The 12807-nt window shown below is 73.6% G+C and carries 11 protein-coding genes and 1 tRNA gene; 4 read left to right on the forward strand and 8 right to left on the reverse strand.

What is annotated here, in order from left to right; translation table 11 throughout:
* Positions 1 to 37: 37 nt before the first annotated feature.
* The 7 genes from pknB to IEW03_RS15690 are packed head-to-tail and all read right to left on the reverse strand — an operon-like array spanning position 38 to position 9399.
* Positions 38 to 2068, reverse strand: a complete 2031-nt coding sequence (pknB, locus tag IEW03_RS15660) for a Stk1 family PASTA domain-containing Ser/Thr kinase (RefSeq protein WP_229738233.1) — start codon at positions 2066 to 2068, stop codon at positions 38 to 40.
* Positions 2069 to 3709 carry a serine/threonine-protein kinase gene (locus IEW03_RS15665; protein ID WP_188524632.1) on the reverse strand — a complete coding sequence of 547 codons (1641 nt, stop codon included), beginning with the start codon at positions 3707 to 3709 and terminating at the stop codon, positions 2069 to 2071. It abuts the gene before it with no gap.
* The gene (locus IEW03_RS15670; protein WP_188524633.1) at positions 3706 to 5172 is read right to left on the reverse strand and encodes a peptidoglycan D,D-transpeptidase FtsI family protein; all 1467 of its coding nucleotides are present in this window, start codon (positions 5170 to 5172) and stop codon (positions 3706 to 3708) included. The genes IEW03_RS15665 and IEW03_RS15670 overlap by 4 nt, the downstream gene beginning before the upstream one ends.
* Positions 5169 to 6740, reverse strand: coding sequence for an FtsW/RodA/SpoVE family cell cycle protein (locus tag IEW03_RS15675; protein ID WP_229738241.1), 1572 nt, complete (start codon positions 6738 to 6740; stop codon positions 5169 to 5171). The genes IEW03_RS15670 and IEW03_RS15675 overlap by 4 nt, the downstream gene beginning before the upstream one ends.
* On the reverse strand, positions 6737 to 8170 hold the full coding sequence (locus tag IEW03_RS15680; protein WP_188524634.1) for a PP2C family protein-serine/threonine phosphatase: 1434 nt from the start codon (positions 8168 to 8170) through the stop codon (positions 6737 to 6739). Before IEW03_RS15680 ends, IEW03_RS15675 begins: the two co-directional genes overlap by 4 nt.
* A gap of 7 nt (positions 8171 to 8177) precedes the next feature.
* On the reverse strand, positions 8178 to 8669 hold the full coding sequence (locus IEW03_RS15685; protein WP_188524635.1) for an FHA domain-containing protein FhaB/FipA: 492 nt from the start codon (positions 8667 to 8669) through the stop codon (positions 8178 to 8180).
* A 10-nt stretch (positions 8670 to 8679) separates the two neighbouring features.
* Entirely contained in the window at positions 8680 to 9399 is a 720-nt protein-coding gene (locus tag IEW03_RS15690) for an FHA domain-containing protein (protein ID WP_188524636.1), read from the reverse strand.
* A gap of 275 nt (positions 9400 to 9674) precedes the next feature.
* On the opposite strand from IEW03_RS15690, the gene IEW03_RS15695 reads away from it, so the two are divergent.
* Positions 9675 to 9758, forward strand: a tRNA-Leu gene (locus IEW03_RS15695).
* A 78-nt stretch (positions 9759 to 9836) separates the two neighbouring features.
* The gene (locus IEW03_RS15700; protein WP_229738242.1) at positions 9837 to 10688 is read left to right on the forward strand and encodes an RCC1 domain-containing protein; all 852 of its coding nucleotides are present in this window, start codon (positions 9837 to 9839) and stop codon (positions 10686 to 10688) included.
* 44 nt (positions 10689 to 10732) lie between these two features.
* Here IEW03_RS15700 and IEW03_RS15705 read toward each other — a convergent pair whose 3' ends face one another.
* Positions 10733 to 11740, reverse strand: a complete 1008-nt coding sequence (locus IEW03_RS15705; RefSeq protein ID WP_188524637.1) for a hypothetical protein — start codon at positions 11738 to 11740, stop codon at positions 10733 to 10735.
* Between IEW03_RS15705 and IEW03_RS15710 the strand changes: the two genes are divergently transcribed.
* Both IEW03_RS15710 and IEW03_RS15715 read left to right on the forward strand, forming a co-directional pair.
* Positions 11739 to 11897 (forward strand): hypothetical protein, encoded by a 159-nt coding sequence (locus IEW03_RS15710; RefSeq protein WP_188524638.1) that lies wholly within the window; start codon positions 11739 to 11741, stop codon positions 11895 to 11897. The genes IEW03_RS15705 and IEW03_RS15710 overlap by 2 nt on opposite strands.
* 307 nt (positions 11898 to 12204) lie before the next feature.
* A complete protein-coding gene (locus IEW03_RS15715; RefSeq protein ID WP_188524639.1) occupies positions 12205 to 12801 on the forward strand; it encodes a SigE family RNA polymerase sigma factor in 597 nt (198 codons plus the stop codon).
* Positions 12802 to 12807: the final 6 nt, after the last annotated feature.

Raw genomic sequence — 12807 nt, forward strand, 5'->3', positions numbered from 1 at the left:
GGAGGCGGCGCCCTCCGGGCGGCCGCCCCCGCGAGGGCTACCCCTCGCCGCCGAGGCCCGGCAGCTCGATACCGGGGGCGGTCTCCTCGTCGGTGGGCTCGTCGGTGGGCTCCTCGCCCCCGCCGCAGCTGTCGTCGCCCGGGCCCTCGGAGACCGTGAAGCTCACGTCCGAGCCCATCTCGAGCTGCGTGTTCTCCTTCGGGTCCTGGTCGATGACCACGCCCTCGCAGACCGTGTCGGACGGGGCCGTCGACGGGACCGGGTTGAGGCTCCAGCTGCCGATGAGGTCGGTGGCCTCCTGCTCGGTCAGGTCGACCACGTTCGGGACCGTCGTCATCTCCGGCTCGGGCTCCTCGGCGATCACGATGGTGACGCGCGTGCCCTGGGTGACGGCCCCGGCGGACGGGCTCTGCTCGATGACCGTGCCCGGCTCGCCGTCCTCGCTCTCGCGGGTCTCGATGCTCGAGCTGAGGTTGAGGTCGGCGAGGGTCGACTCCGCCTGGTCCTTCGTCCTGCCCCGCAGGTCCGGCAGGTCCACCTGACCGGTGGACACCACGAGGTCGACCGTCTCGCCCTCGTTGATGGCCTGGCCCGCCTCGGGGTTGGACGTGATGACGCGGCCCTCGTCGACGCTCTTGTGGTTGCGCTGCGAGACCTCGCCGACCACCAGCCCGGCGTCGGTGATCTCCTGCTCGGCCTGGTCCTGGGGCAGGCCGTTGACCTCGGGCACGCCGATGGTGTCCGGGCCGGCGGAGAACGTCACCGTGACCGTCGAGCCCTCGTCGACCATCGCGCCGCCGCTGGGGCTCTGCCCGAGGAAGGTGCCCTCCTCCTCGGTGGACTCGGCGTCGAGCTGCTCGTCGTAGAGGAGACCCGCGTCGGTGATCTCCTTCTCGGCCTCCGCCGGCGTGACCGTGGCGACCAGCGTGGGCACCTCGACCTGCGTGGGCGTGTCCGGCCGCATGATGAGGAAGGTGATGATCGCGGCGACCGCGAGCACCCCGACCGCGATGAGGGTCCACATCAGCCCCTTGCGGCTGCGCTTGCCCTCGTCCTCGCCCTCGGGCGTGCCCTCGCCGGGCGTGGCCGTGCCGGTGGTGTCCCACGGTGACGCGGGGTCCATGACCTGCGTGGCGCCGCCCGCCCCCATGACCTGGGTGGCCGCGGCGCCGGCCGCGGCCGCGCCGAGCAGTGGCGCGGTGACGTTGCCGCCGCGCAGCGCCGAGTCGAGGTCGGCGCGGAACTCCGCCGCCGTCGAGTAGCGGTCGTCGCGGTCCTTCGTGAGCGCCTTGAGGACGATGCGGTCGAGCACCTCGGGCACGTCGGACGCGAGCTCGCTGGGCCGCTGCGCCGCCTGCCCCACGTGCTGGTACGCGACCGCGACCGGCGAGTCGCCGATGAACGGCGGGCGCCCGGTGAGGAGCTCGAAGAGCACGCAGCCCGTGGAGTACAGGTCGCTGCGGGCGTCGACCTGCTCGCCGCGGGCCTGCTCGGGGGAGAGGTACTGCGCCGTGCCGATGACGGCGTGCGTCTGCGTCATCGTCGCGGCCGAGTCGGCCATGGCACGGGCGATGCCGAAGTCCATGACCTTGACCGCGCCGGTGGGCGTGATCATCACGTTCGCGGGCTTGATGTCGCGGTGGACGATGCCGGCCTGGTGCGAGTACTCGAGCGCGCTGAGGATGCCGGCCGTGATCTCCACGGCCTCCTCGATCGGCACCGCGGCGCCGTCCTGCAGGATGTCGCGGACCGTGTGGCCCTCGACGTACTCCATGACGATGAAGGGGACGTGCGACGTCGCGCCCTGCGGGTCGGTGTGCGTGTCCTCGCCCGTGTCGTAGACCGCGACGATGGCCGGGTGGTTGAGGGCGGCGGCCGACTGCGCCTCGCGCCGGAACCGGGCCAGGAAGGACGGGTCGCGCGCCAGGTCGGACCGCAGCACCTTGATCGCGACGGTGCGACCCAGGCGCGTGTCGTGCCCGATGTGCACCTCGGCCATGCCGCCGCGGCCGATCAGCTCGCCGACCTCGTACCGGCCCGCGAGTACACGGGGCGTGTTGTCCACCACTCAGTCGTCCTTCTCGGTCGTTGTCGCGCGCGAGGCGCGCGACGAGTCTCGGTGCATCATCCCAGAGTCCGGGGAGACGCTCGCGCGAACGTTCGTCGTGCCGGGCAGCGTCGGCGCGGGGCCGCGCTCCCGCGGCGCTCCGGCGACGCCTGCCGTGGTGCGGGCCGCCGTCGGCCCGGCTGTCGCAGCATAGGGGGTCGCGAGGGCGCCGCGGGTGAGGGCGGGCACGACGAGCAGCGCGGCCGCCGCCGCAGCCGCGTCGTCCGGGGCGGCGATCGCCTGCACGAGGGTGGCGAGGAGCAGCACGACCAGCAGCCCGACGAGGGCCAGCAGCGGCCACGAGAGCCGCCCCAGCGGTCCGAACCGCTGGCCGGTGGTCGTCGACGTGCGCTTGGGGGTCGCGGCCGACGACGCCCGGGAGGACGTCGCGGCGGGCGTCGCGCGCTGCGCGTCCGCGCCGGTGCGCCGCGTCTGCGGGCGCCGGGCCTCCTGCGCGCCCGCGCGCACGTCGCGGCGCAGCGGGTAGGCCCGCACGGCCGGCTTGTCCGGACCGAACGGGTCGGGCGCGGCGCGGTCGGCCTCCGCCTGGTGCGCGGCGCGGGCGGCGTCGACCGGGTCGTCGACCGGCGTGGCGGGGCTGCTCGACGCCGACGGTGCGGACGGCGGGACCGACCCGACGGGGGCGAAGGGTGACGGGACGCCGCCAGGGCCGGAGTCGGTGGGGGCGGCGTGAGCGGGCACGGCGCGGGCGGGCCGGCCGGCGGCGCGCGCCGACGCGGCGCGCCGGGCGGAGCGCGACCGCGCCCCGAGCGGGTCCTCGGCGATCTCGCGCGCCAGGGCGTCGAGCTCGTCCGCGAGGGCGGCGGCGGAGGCCGGGCGCTTCCCGGGGTCCTTCTCGAGCATGCGCTCGATCACCGACGCGAGGCCCGGGTGGACGTGCGACGGCAGCGGCGGCACGGTCGCGTTGACGTGCGCGACGGCGATGTCCACCGGCGTCGACCCGGTGAAGGGACGCTTGCCCGCCGTCGCCTCGTACGCCACGACGCCCAGCGCGTACAGGTCGGAGGCCGGTGTGGCGGCCTGCCCGACCGCCTGCTCCGGCGACAGGTACTGGGCGGTGCCCATGACCATGCCCGTGGCCGTCATCGGCGCCTGGTTCGCGGCCAGGGAGACGCCGAAGTCGGTGATCTTCACGCTGCCGCCGTGCTCGAGCAGGATGTTCCCGGGCTTGACGTCCCGGTGCACGACCTTCGCCAGGTGGGCGTGGTGCAGCCCGCGCGACGTCGCCGAGAGGATCGGCAGCAGCTTGCGCGGCGTCACGACCGGCTCCCGCTCCAGGAGGTCGGCGAGCGGCTCGCCCAGCACCAGCTCCATCACGAGGAAGCCGGCGCCGTCCTGCTCGCCGTAGTCGTACATCTGCGCGATGTTCGGGTGCGACAGCGCGGCGCTGTTGCGCGCCTCCGTGCGCAGGCGGCGCAGGAAGTCCTCGTTGCCGGTGTACTCCTCGCGGAGCACCTTGACGGCGATCTCCCGCCCCAGGTATGTGTCGTCCGCGACCCAGACCTCACCCATCCCGCCGACGGCGATCCGGCGGGTGAGCAGGTAGCGCTCGCCGAGCGCCAGCCCGGAGGACGGCCTCATCCGTTGAGCACCGCCTCGATGACCGCACGCGCGATCGGCGCGGCCACGGCGCCGCCGGTGGCCTCCGACGTGCCGACCGAGCCGCCGCTCTCGACGACGACCGCGACGGCCACCTTCGGGTCCTCCGCCGGGGCGAACCCGGTGAACCACACGTGCGGGGGCAGGCCCTCGCCGTGCTGGGCGGTGCCGGTCTTGCCCGCGACGGTCACGCCCGGGATCTGGGCGGACGTGCCGGAGCCGTCCTCGACGACGCCGACCATCATGTCGGTGAGCTGGTTCGCCGTCTCGCTGGACACGGAGTCCTCGAGCTTGCGCGGCGACGTCTTCTCGACGACCTCCAGCTCGGGGTCGCGGACCGTCTCGACCGAGTACGGCGCCATGAGCTCGCCGTCGTTCGCGATCGCCGCGGACGTCATCGCGACCTGCAGCGGCGTGGCCGCGACGTTCCACTGGCCGATGGCGGCCTGGGCGACGAACGCGTCGGCCCAGCCCTCGTCGTCGGGCGGCGGGAACGCGCTCGGCGTGGTCTCGAACGGGACCTCGAACGGCGCGTTGAAGCCGAACGCCGACGCCTGGTCGTACAGGGCCTCGTTGCCGAGGTCGACGCCGAGCTCCGCGAAGGCGGTGTTGCAGGAGATCCGCAGCGCGTCGGCGAGGCTCATCTCGCCCGTGGACGAGCACGACGTGCCGCCGTAGTTGCCGATGCTGCGGTCGGTGCCGGGCGGGGTGTAGCGGTCGGGGGCGTCGAGGGACGTGCTCTCGTCGTAGTCGCCGCTCTCCAGCGCGGCCGCGGCCGTGACCAGCTTGAACGTCGACCCCGGCGGGTACCGGGTCGCGGTGGCGCGGCTCTCGAGCGGACGGTCGTCGGAGCTGGCCAGCTCCTCCATCGCCTTGTTCGCGGCCTTGGAGTCGTGGGTGGCCAGGTCGTTCGGGTCGTAGTTCGGCTTGGACACCATCGCGAGGATCTTGCCGGTGGACGGCTCGACGGCGACGACGGCGCCGCGCTGGTCGCCCAGGGCGTCCCACGCCGCGCGCTGGGCGGCGGCGTCGATGGTGAGCTCGACCGACGACCCCTGCGGGTCGCGGCCGGTGAGCGTGTTCCGCAGCCGGTCCATCCACAGGGCGTCGGCGCTGCCCGAGAGGAAGTCGTTCTCGGTGTCCTCGATCTTCGACGTGCCGCTGACGATGGAGAAGTAGCCCGTCAGCGGGGAGTAGAGGCGGCCGTCCGTGTACTCGCGCTGGTAGCCGAACTGGTCGTCGATCGGCGTGGACTGCGCGATCGCCTCGCCGTCGACCACGATCGGGCCGCGGTCGGTGCCGAACTGTGCCCAGATCTTGCGGACGTTGCGGTTGTCGTCGTTGAGCTCGTCGGCGTGGAAGAACTGGATCCACGTCGTCGAGACCATGAGCGCGAGGAACATGACCATGACGACGTTCGCGAGCCGGCGCAGGGTCGTGTTCACAGGTGCTCACCTCCGCTGCGGTGGTCGGGGTCGTGGGGCGCGCGGCCGACGATCTCGGTGGGGTGGGACGACGGCGTGGCGCCGGCGGGTGCGTCGGCCGCGGACCTTCGGACGGGGGTCCCCGCCGCCGGCGTGCCGGCGGCCGGGGTGCTGCCTCGTTCGTGGCCGCCCACGACGATCGGGTCGTGCATGGCGCCGCCGGGCGCGACCGTGCCCCGCACGGGCAGCGCCGACGGGCGCCGGGCGATGTCGGAGACGCGCAGCAGCAGGGCGATCACGATCCAGTTCGCGAGCAGGGACGACCCGCCCTGCGCCATGAAGGGCAGGGTCAGGCCGGTCAGCGGGATGATCCGCGTGATGCCGCCGATGACGGTGAACACCTGCAGCGCCATCACGAACGCCAGACCGCCGGCGAGCAGCTTGCCGAAGCCGTCGCGCACCGCGAGGGCGGTGCGCAGGCCGCGCTGCACGATGAGCACGTACGCCAGGAGGACGACGAGCAGGCCGGTCAGCCCCAGCTCCTCGCCGAGCGAGGCGTAGATGAAGTCGGAGAACGCGAAGGGCACCAGGTAGGGGTCGCCCTCGCCCCAGCCCGTGCCGAAGAGCCCGCCCGCGGCCATCGCGAACGTGCCCTGCACGATCTGGTACGACCTGCCGGAGTTGTACAGCTCGGCGTCGAACGGGTGCAGCCAGACGTCCATGCGCGCCGCGACGTGCGGGAACACGCTGGAGGCGACCAGCGCCCCGGCCGCGAACAGCACCAGGCCGATGATGATCCAGCTGAACCGCGCCGTCGCGAGGTAGAGCATCGCGACGAACAGGCCGAAGAACAGCAGCGACGTCCCGAGGTCGCGCTCGAACACCAGGACGCCCAGCGACGCCGCCCACACGATGATGATCGGCCCGAGGTCGCGCAGGCGCGGCAGCTGCAGGCCCAGGATCTTCTTGCCCGCCAGCGCCAGGGTGTCCCGGTTGGCGACGAGGTAGCCGGCGAAGAAGATGGCGAACGCGATCTTCGCGAACTCGGCGGGCTGCACGGAGAACCCGATGTTGATCCAGATCCTCGCGCCGTTGATCTCCCGACCGATGCCCGGCACGAGCGGCAGCACGACGAGCACCAGGCCCACGACCATCGCCGTGTAGGTGAGCCGGCGGATCCACCGGTGGTCGCGCAGGAACCAGATGATCAGCATCGCGACGACGGCGCCGAGGCACGTGTACATCAGCTGCGACGACGCGCTCGCGCCGTTCATGTCCGCCTGCTCGAGCCGCAGGATCATCGCGAGGCCGAGCCCGTTGAGGAGCACGACCGCAGGCAGGATCACCTGGTCGGCCCACGGGGCGCGCAGCCGCAGCACGACGTGCGCGCCGAGCGAGACCAGGGCGAGCAGCCCGCTCGTCGTCCAGAAGCCGTCCGGCAGCTCGCCGGAGATGCTGCGCCCGACCATCGCGAACGCGAGGATGCCCCCGGTGAGGGCCAGGATCAGCAGGAAAAGCTCGGCCAGGCGGGTCGGACGGCGTTCGGTCGAGGAGACCGTGCGCTCGCCCGTCGTCTCGACGGTGCTCACTCCTTCGCACCTCCGCCCGAGGCCGCGTCGGTCTTGGTGTCCGTCGTCGCAGCCGTCTTGTCGGCGGTGGTGCCGGCGGTCTTCTTGTCCGCGGGCTCGCTCTTCTTGGTCGGGGTGGGCGTGGGGGTCGGCGTCGGGGTGGGCTCCGGCTCCGGCTGCGCCTCGTCGATGAGCCGGTCGGCGCGCTCGCGCGCCTCCGCCTCGGACGAGGCCCGGATGGACCCGTCGAGCTGGCCCACCCAGTAGTCGGGCAGGTCGTCGACCGAGGTGCCGGTGAGCTGCACGGGCGTGGACAGCGTGAGCGGTCCCGCGCTGGCGGGGATGCCCTGGTACACGGCCACCTCGCCGTCGGCGACGCCGACGTAGTACTGCTCCTGCGTCCAGCCGTAGGCCCACCACAGGCCGTAGCCGACGCCGCCGAGCACGACCAGCACGACGAGCACGACCAGCCACGGGCGGCGCTTGCGGCGCGGGCGCACGTCGTCGTCGACGCCCTCCTCGTCCTCGTCGTCGGGACCGCTGGTCACGACGCCCGCCGGGTCGTCGGGGTCGGCGTCCTCGGCCGGTGCCGGGTCGTCGGCCCCCGCCGTGAGGTGCTCGGGCAGGTCGCCCATGGCGGCCGCGCCCACGATCTGCGGCGTCTGCGTGCCGTCGCCGTCGGCGTCGGGGACCTCCGCGGCGGCCGGGGCCGCGTCCGCGGCCTCGGAGTCCACGACGTCGGCCACGACGACCGTGACGTTGTCGGTGCTGCCGGCCGTCATCGCGAGCGTCACCAGCAGCTCGGCCGCCTCGTCGGGCGTCTCGCACTCGACGAGGACCTCGGTGATCTGCTCGGGCGGGACGAAGCCGGACAGGCCGTCGGAGCACAGCATCCACCGGTCGCCGCCGCGCGCCTCGCGCACCGACATGTCGGGGGTGAGGTCGACGTCGAAGTCGCCGAGGACCCGCATGACGACGTTGCGCTGCGGGTGGTGCTCGGCCTCGTCCGGGGAGATGCGCCCGGTGTCGACGAGGTGCTGGACGAAGGTGTGGTCGACCGTGACCTGCGTGAGCCGGCCCTCGCGCAGCAGGTAGGCGCGGGAGTCCCCGAGGTGCGCCATCGCGAGCGTGGTGCCCGTGTGCAGCAGCGCCGTGACCGTGGTGCCCATGCCGACCAGCTCCGGGTCGGCCTCGCTGGCGCGCACGAGGTCCTCCCGCGCCCGCTCGACGGTGTGCTCGAGGTCGGAGAGGGCCTGGTCCGGGCCGTGCGTGAGCTCGTCCAGGGGTGCCAGCGCGGCGATCGCCAGCCGCGACGCGATGTCGCCGCCCGCGTGCCCGCCCATGCCGTCGGCGACGACGAGCAGGTGCGGCCCCGCGTAGGCGGAGTCCTGGTTGGTGGAACGCACCAGGCCGACGTCGGAGCGCGCGGCGTAGCGCAGCGTGAGGGTCATGGGGCGATCACCCCTGGAGCTCGACGACGGACCGGCCGATCTGCACGCCGACGCCCGGCGCGAGCGGGATCGGTCCCGAGACCTTCGTGTCACCCATGAAGGTGCCGTTGGTGGACCCGAGGTCCTCGACGAACCACTGGTCGCCCTGCGGGAAGATGCGCGCGTGCCGCGAGGAGGAGAAGTCGTCGTCGAGCACGAGGGTGCAGCCCGGGGCACGGCCGATGAGGATCGACGCCGAGGACAGCGGCAGCGTCGTGCCCGACAGCGGCCCGGCCGTCACGACCAGGCGGGTGGGGGCACCGCGCTTCGGCTTCGACGGCGCGGCCGCGGGAGCCGCGACGGCGGGGGCCTCCTGCTCGCGGCGACGCTCGGCCCGCGACGCGCGGGGCGCACCGCGGGGGGCCAGGTCGCGGCGCAGCACCGCGATGGCCGTGAGCACGAACACCCAGAGCAGCACCAGGTAGCCCAGCCGCAGCAGGGTGAACGTCAGCTCGCTCATCCTCGGGAGATCACCAGTCCTCGGTCGGCTGGCCGGCAGAGCTGCCGGTCCAGAACATGATGCGGGTCCGGCCGATCGTCAGCGTGTTCCCGTCGAGCAGCGTGGCCGCGGGAACCTGGTGCCCCTCGACGAACAGCCCGTTCGTGGAGCCCAGGTCGGTGGCGACGACGCCCTCCGGCGTCACGCGGATCTCCAGGTGACGTCGGGAGACGCCCGGGTCGTCGACGACGATGTCGGCCTCGGCGTCGCGGCCGATGACCGTGACGGGACCGGTGAGCAGGTAACGCTGGCCGTCGATGTCGATGAGGGGGTGACGGGTCGACGGCGCCGCGGAGGTGGCGGGCGCGACGTTGCCGCGCACCGTGGCCGAGCGGAGCTGGAAGCGGCCCCCGGCGAGGTCCTCGTGCTCCTCGAACGAGACGCTCACGGGGCCGACGAACGCATAGTGCTGCGACACCGCGTACTCGGTGAGGTTGGTGGCGAGCTCGTCGGCCAACGTCTCCGCGCCCCATGCGTCGATCTGCGAGAAGTCCGGCGTGGACAGCTCGATCGTGAACTCGTTGGGCACGACCGTGCGGTCGCGCCCCACCACGGCGGCGCGGTCGTCGATCTCACGGCGCAACCGGCTGGCGAGCTCGACGGGCTTGAGCTCGCTGTTGCGGCCGACCTTCGCGAACGCGTTGTTCATCATGCGCTCGACACTCTTCTCGAAGCGCTCCAGAGCGCCCATGCCACCTCCTTCCGTCAGCCCGAACGTCCGCGGGCAGACTATCTAGATCGTAGGCAGCGGCGCAGCACGTCCTCCCCGCGCGGTGTGGATTTCCTGCGAACGCTCAGCGCAGAAGCGGGGCCGGCCGGTCACGGGGGGATCACGACGACCTGCGCGGCCGCCCGCCCGGAGGGTGCCCGTACGAGGGGTCGGAGCCGGGGGCCGAGGCCGCCCGTCGTGCCCCTCCCGGGGCGATTGGGGAGCACCCTCCTCGCCGTGCTAATCTTCTGCGGCACGCGCGAGTGGCGGAATAGGCAGACGCGCACGGTTCAGGTCCGTGTGCCCGAAAGGGCGTGGGGGTTCAACTCCCCCCTCGCGCACGTGGCACGAAGGCCCCGGCTCATCGAGTCGGGGCCTTCGTCGTTGCCGGAGCAGCGGTGCGGCTGCAGGACGGAGGTGTGACGGTGTCGGTGCTGGCGGCCGGACGGCGGCACTCGGTCGGTCGTCGCGCGGACGGCACCGTGGTCGCGGTGGGCCACGGAGTCGCGGGCGAGTGCCGGGTGGAGGGCTGGGCCGACGTCGTCGCCGTGGCGGCGGGCAACGTCCACACCGCGCCCAACACCGGCCGGTCGCACACGGTCGGCCTCCTGGCGGACGGCGCCGTGCTCGCGACGGGGTGGAACGGCGACGGGCAGTGCGACGTCTCCGGGTGGCGCGACGTCGTGGCGGTCGCCGCGGGCTGGCGGCGCACGCTCGGCCTGCGCGCGGACGGCACGGTGGTCGCCGCCGGGCGGACCGCCGAGGGAGCGTGCGACGTGCAGGCCTGGCGGGAGATGGTGAGCGTCTCGTGCGGCGACTGGCACTCGATCGGGGTGCAGGCGGACGGGCGCGCACTGGCGGTCGGCAGCGACCGCCGCGGGCAGTGCGCCGTCGACGGCTGGCGGGACCTCGTCGACGCGGCCGCCGGGTACCTCCACACCGTCGGCCTGCGGGCTGACGGGCGGGTCGTCGCGACGGGCGAACGCCGGACGGGTGCCTGCGCCGTGGACGGCTGGCGGGACGTCGTCGGGCTGGCCGCGGGGAGCTACCACACTGTCGCGGTGGCGGGGTCGGGGCGGGTCGTCGCGGCCGGGGACAGCTCGCTCGGTCAGTGCGACGTCGGCGGCTGGCGCGACGTCGTCGCGGTGTCCGCGGGCTCGACCCACACGCTCGGCCTGCGCGCCGACGGCACGGTCCTCGCCGCCGGCGACGACGCCGACAGGCGGTGCGACGTCGGATCCTGGACGGGGATCGGGCCTGGTCGGGGCTGACGTCGTCTTCGACCGTCCGACCCGTCGTGCCGGGCGCGGGTGGCTCAGGGCGGAGCGATCCCGACGGGTTTCGACCTGCGGGTCCGCAGTCGGTGGCGGACCCGGATCGACAGGGCCTCCAGGAGCTCGTGCGTCGTGTAGACGGAGGACGCGCCCTGCGCTCGCGACTGTCCGAGGTCACCGCCGGGGCCGGTGCCGTCCTGGGCGGTCGTGACCCCGCGGGCGGACCGCCGCTGCGCCTTCACGGTGCCGAGCACGGCCCCCGTGAGCGCCTCGACCGCGAGAGACGACGGCCAGCTCTCGTCCAGGCGCGCCGTCTCGTCCCGGACCGGGCGCGCGCGGTGCAGGTTCTCGAGGTCCCCCACGATCCGCACACCGGAGTTCGCGATGCGCTTGGCGTAGCGCCCGCCGTCCTCCACGGCGAGCTCGGCGGCCCACCGCGGCATCCGCACCCGTGGTTCCTCGTCGTCGGGGACCCGCTGCCCGAGCACCTGGGCGACCGCTCCCCGCACGACATACAGGTACACCGGCCACGGCACCTCGGGCATGCTGGACAGGGTCGCGTTGAGCCGCCGGAACAGCTCGGCCTCGGGGAGCGACATCGACCGGTTCGCGTCCGCGCCGTCGGCGACCACTCCGGTCAGGGTCCTCGCCGGCAGGCCGAGCAGGTCCTCGAACGCGTCGGTGAGCAGGTTCTTGTCCGCCTCGTCGGCGATGATCACCGTCACGTTCTCAGGTCCCGCGGCGTCGGCCCAGCGCTCCACCAGGCCCGCCAGGTCGAGCGTGCGGGCCAGGCGCTCCGGGATCGGCGGCCGCGTGCGGCCGTAGACACGAGCCAACCAGTCCTCGAACGTGACCGACGCCCCGCTCTTGAGCCGCTCGACCCACCTGGACGGCAGCATCGCGGCCGGCGAGCGCAGCGTGATGACGACGTGCGCTCGTCCGTCACCCAGCTGGTCGACGAACTTGCGCGCCATGGGTGCCGAGGCGGAAGCCGCCGACTCGTGGCTGACGAGGACCCGCCTGGAGGGCTCCGCCTCGATGTCGGCCATGAGGGAGGTCCACTCCGACGCCGGCGGGACCCGGGTCGCCTCGGCCCTGCTCGCCCCCAACGACGTCCGGGCATCACCCGAGACGCTGATCAGCGGGTCCGGCATGCCCATGAACGCGCAGAACTCGATCCGATGGTTCTTCCTGGTGCCCGGATAGAGCACGCCCGCCTCCCGGAGAGCGGGCCGTGCTCGGTGCGCCGCAGCCTGCAGCGCGCTGGTGCCGGTCTTCGGCGGACCGATGTGGAGCAGCCGTGCCCCGGGCGGAAGCAGCAGTCCTCCACGTCTTTGTGGCTGAGACATGGTCAGGAGTGTAGGGGAATGTCTCGCTCGTCCCCTCGAGGCGGGCGCGCGAGTCGTTCGGCGCGGTCGGCTGTCCGCCGGCGCACGGTGCCGGGATACTGCCGACAACCTTTTGCCCCCGGCCGGCGTCTGTGTTCCATGACTCCACGACGTAGGCGGTTGACATGACGAGCGACTGCGCGCCGGCGCTGCTGGGCGAGCGGGACGACGAACGGGTCCGGGTCGTCGCGGCGGGCAGCACGCCGGCGGAGCGCTTCACGGCCTTCGCGGCGGCGAGCACCCCGGCGCTGTCCCGGATCGCGTACCTCCTGTGCGGCGACCGGCACCGCGCCGGCGACCTGGTCCAGCTCGCGCTGGAGCGGACCTATCTCGCGTGGGGGCGCGTCGGCGACGGCGACCCCTTCGCCTACGCGCGGCGCGTCATCGCGACGGCGCGCATCGACGGCTGGCGGCGCACGCGCCGCGACGTGCTGTCCGACCCGGCGGACCTGCACCCGGCACCCGTCCCCGACGGCACGCGCACGGTCGTGGACCGCGACGCGCTGGTGCGGGCGCTGCGGAGGCTGCCCGAGGCGCAGCGGCGCGTCGTCGTCCTGCGCCATCTCCTCGACCGGTCGGAGGCGCAGACCGCCGACGAGCTCGGCATCTCGGTGGGTGCCGTGAAGTCGAGCGGGTCGCGCGGGCTGGCGAGGTTGCGCCAGCTCCTGGGAGCGGACGGCACGGGCGAGACGACACCGGCGAGGAAGGGGACGGTCCGATGACCATCC

The organism is Isoptericola cucumis (assembly GCF_014635665.1).
Taxonomy (GTDB): domain Bacteria; phylum Actinomycetota; class Actinomycetes; order Actinomycetales; family Cellulomonadaceae; genus Isoptericola; species Isoptericola cucumis.

Excerpts from the sequence above, each read along its gene's own strand:
- IEW03_RS15705 (WP_188524637.1), bottom strand. The coding sequence starts at position 11,740 with ATGGCCGACATCGAGGCGGAGCCCTCCAGGCGGGTCCTCGTCAGCCAC.
- IEW03_RS15690 (WP_188524636.1), bottom strand. The coding sequence starts at position 9,399 with ATGGGCGCTCTGGAGCGCTTCGAGAAGAGTGTCGAGCGCATGATGAAC.
- IEW03_RS15715 (WP_188524639.1), top strand. The coding sequence starts at position 12,205 with ATGACGAGCGACTGCGCGCCGGCGCTGCTGGGCGAGCGGGACGACGAA.
- IEW03_RS15685 (WP_188524635.1), bottom strand. The coding sequence starts at position 8,669 with ATGAGCGAGCTGACGTTCACCCTGCTGCGGCTGGGCTACCTGGTGCTG.
- IEW03_RS15680 (WP_188524634.1), bottom strand. The coding sequence starts at position 8,170 with ATGACCCTCACGCTGCGCTACGCCGCGCGCTCCGACGTCGGCCTGGTG.
- IEW03_RS15710 (WP_188524638.1), top strand. The coding sequence starts at position 11,739 with ATGAGGGAGGTCCACTCCGACGCCGGCGGGACCCGGGTCGCCTCGGCC.
- IEW03_RS15665 (WP_188524632.1), bottom strand. The coding sequence starts at position 3,709 with ATGAGGCCGTCCTCCGGGCTGGCGCTCGGCGAGCGCTACCTGCTCACC.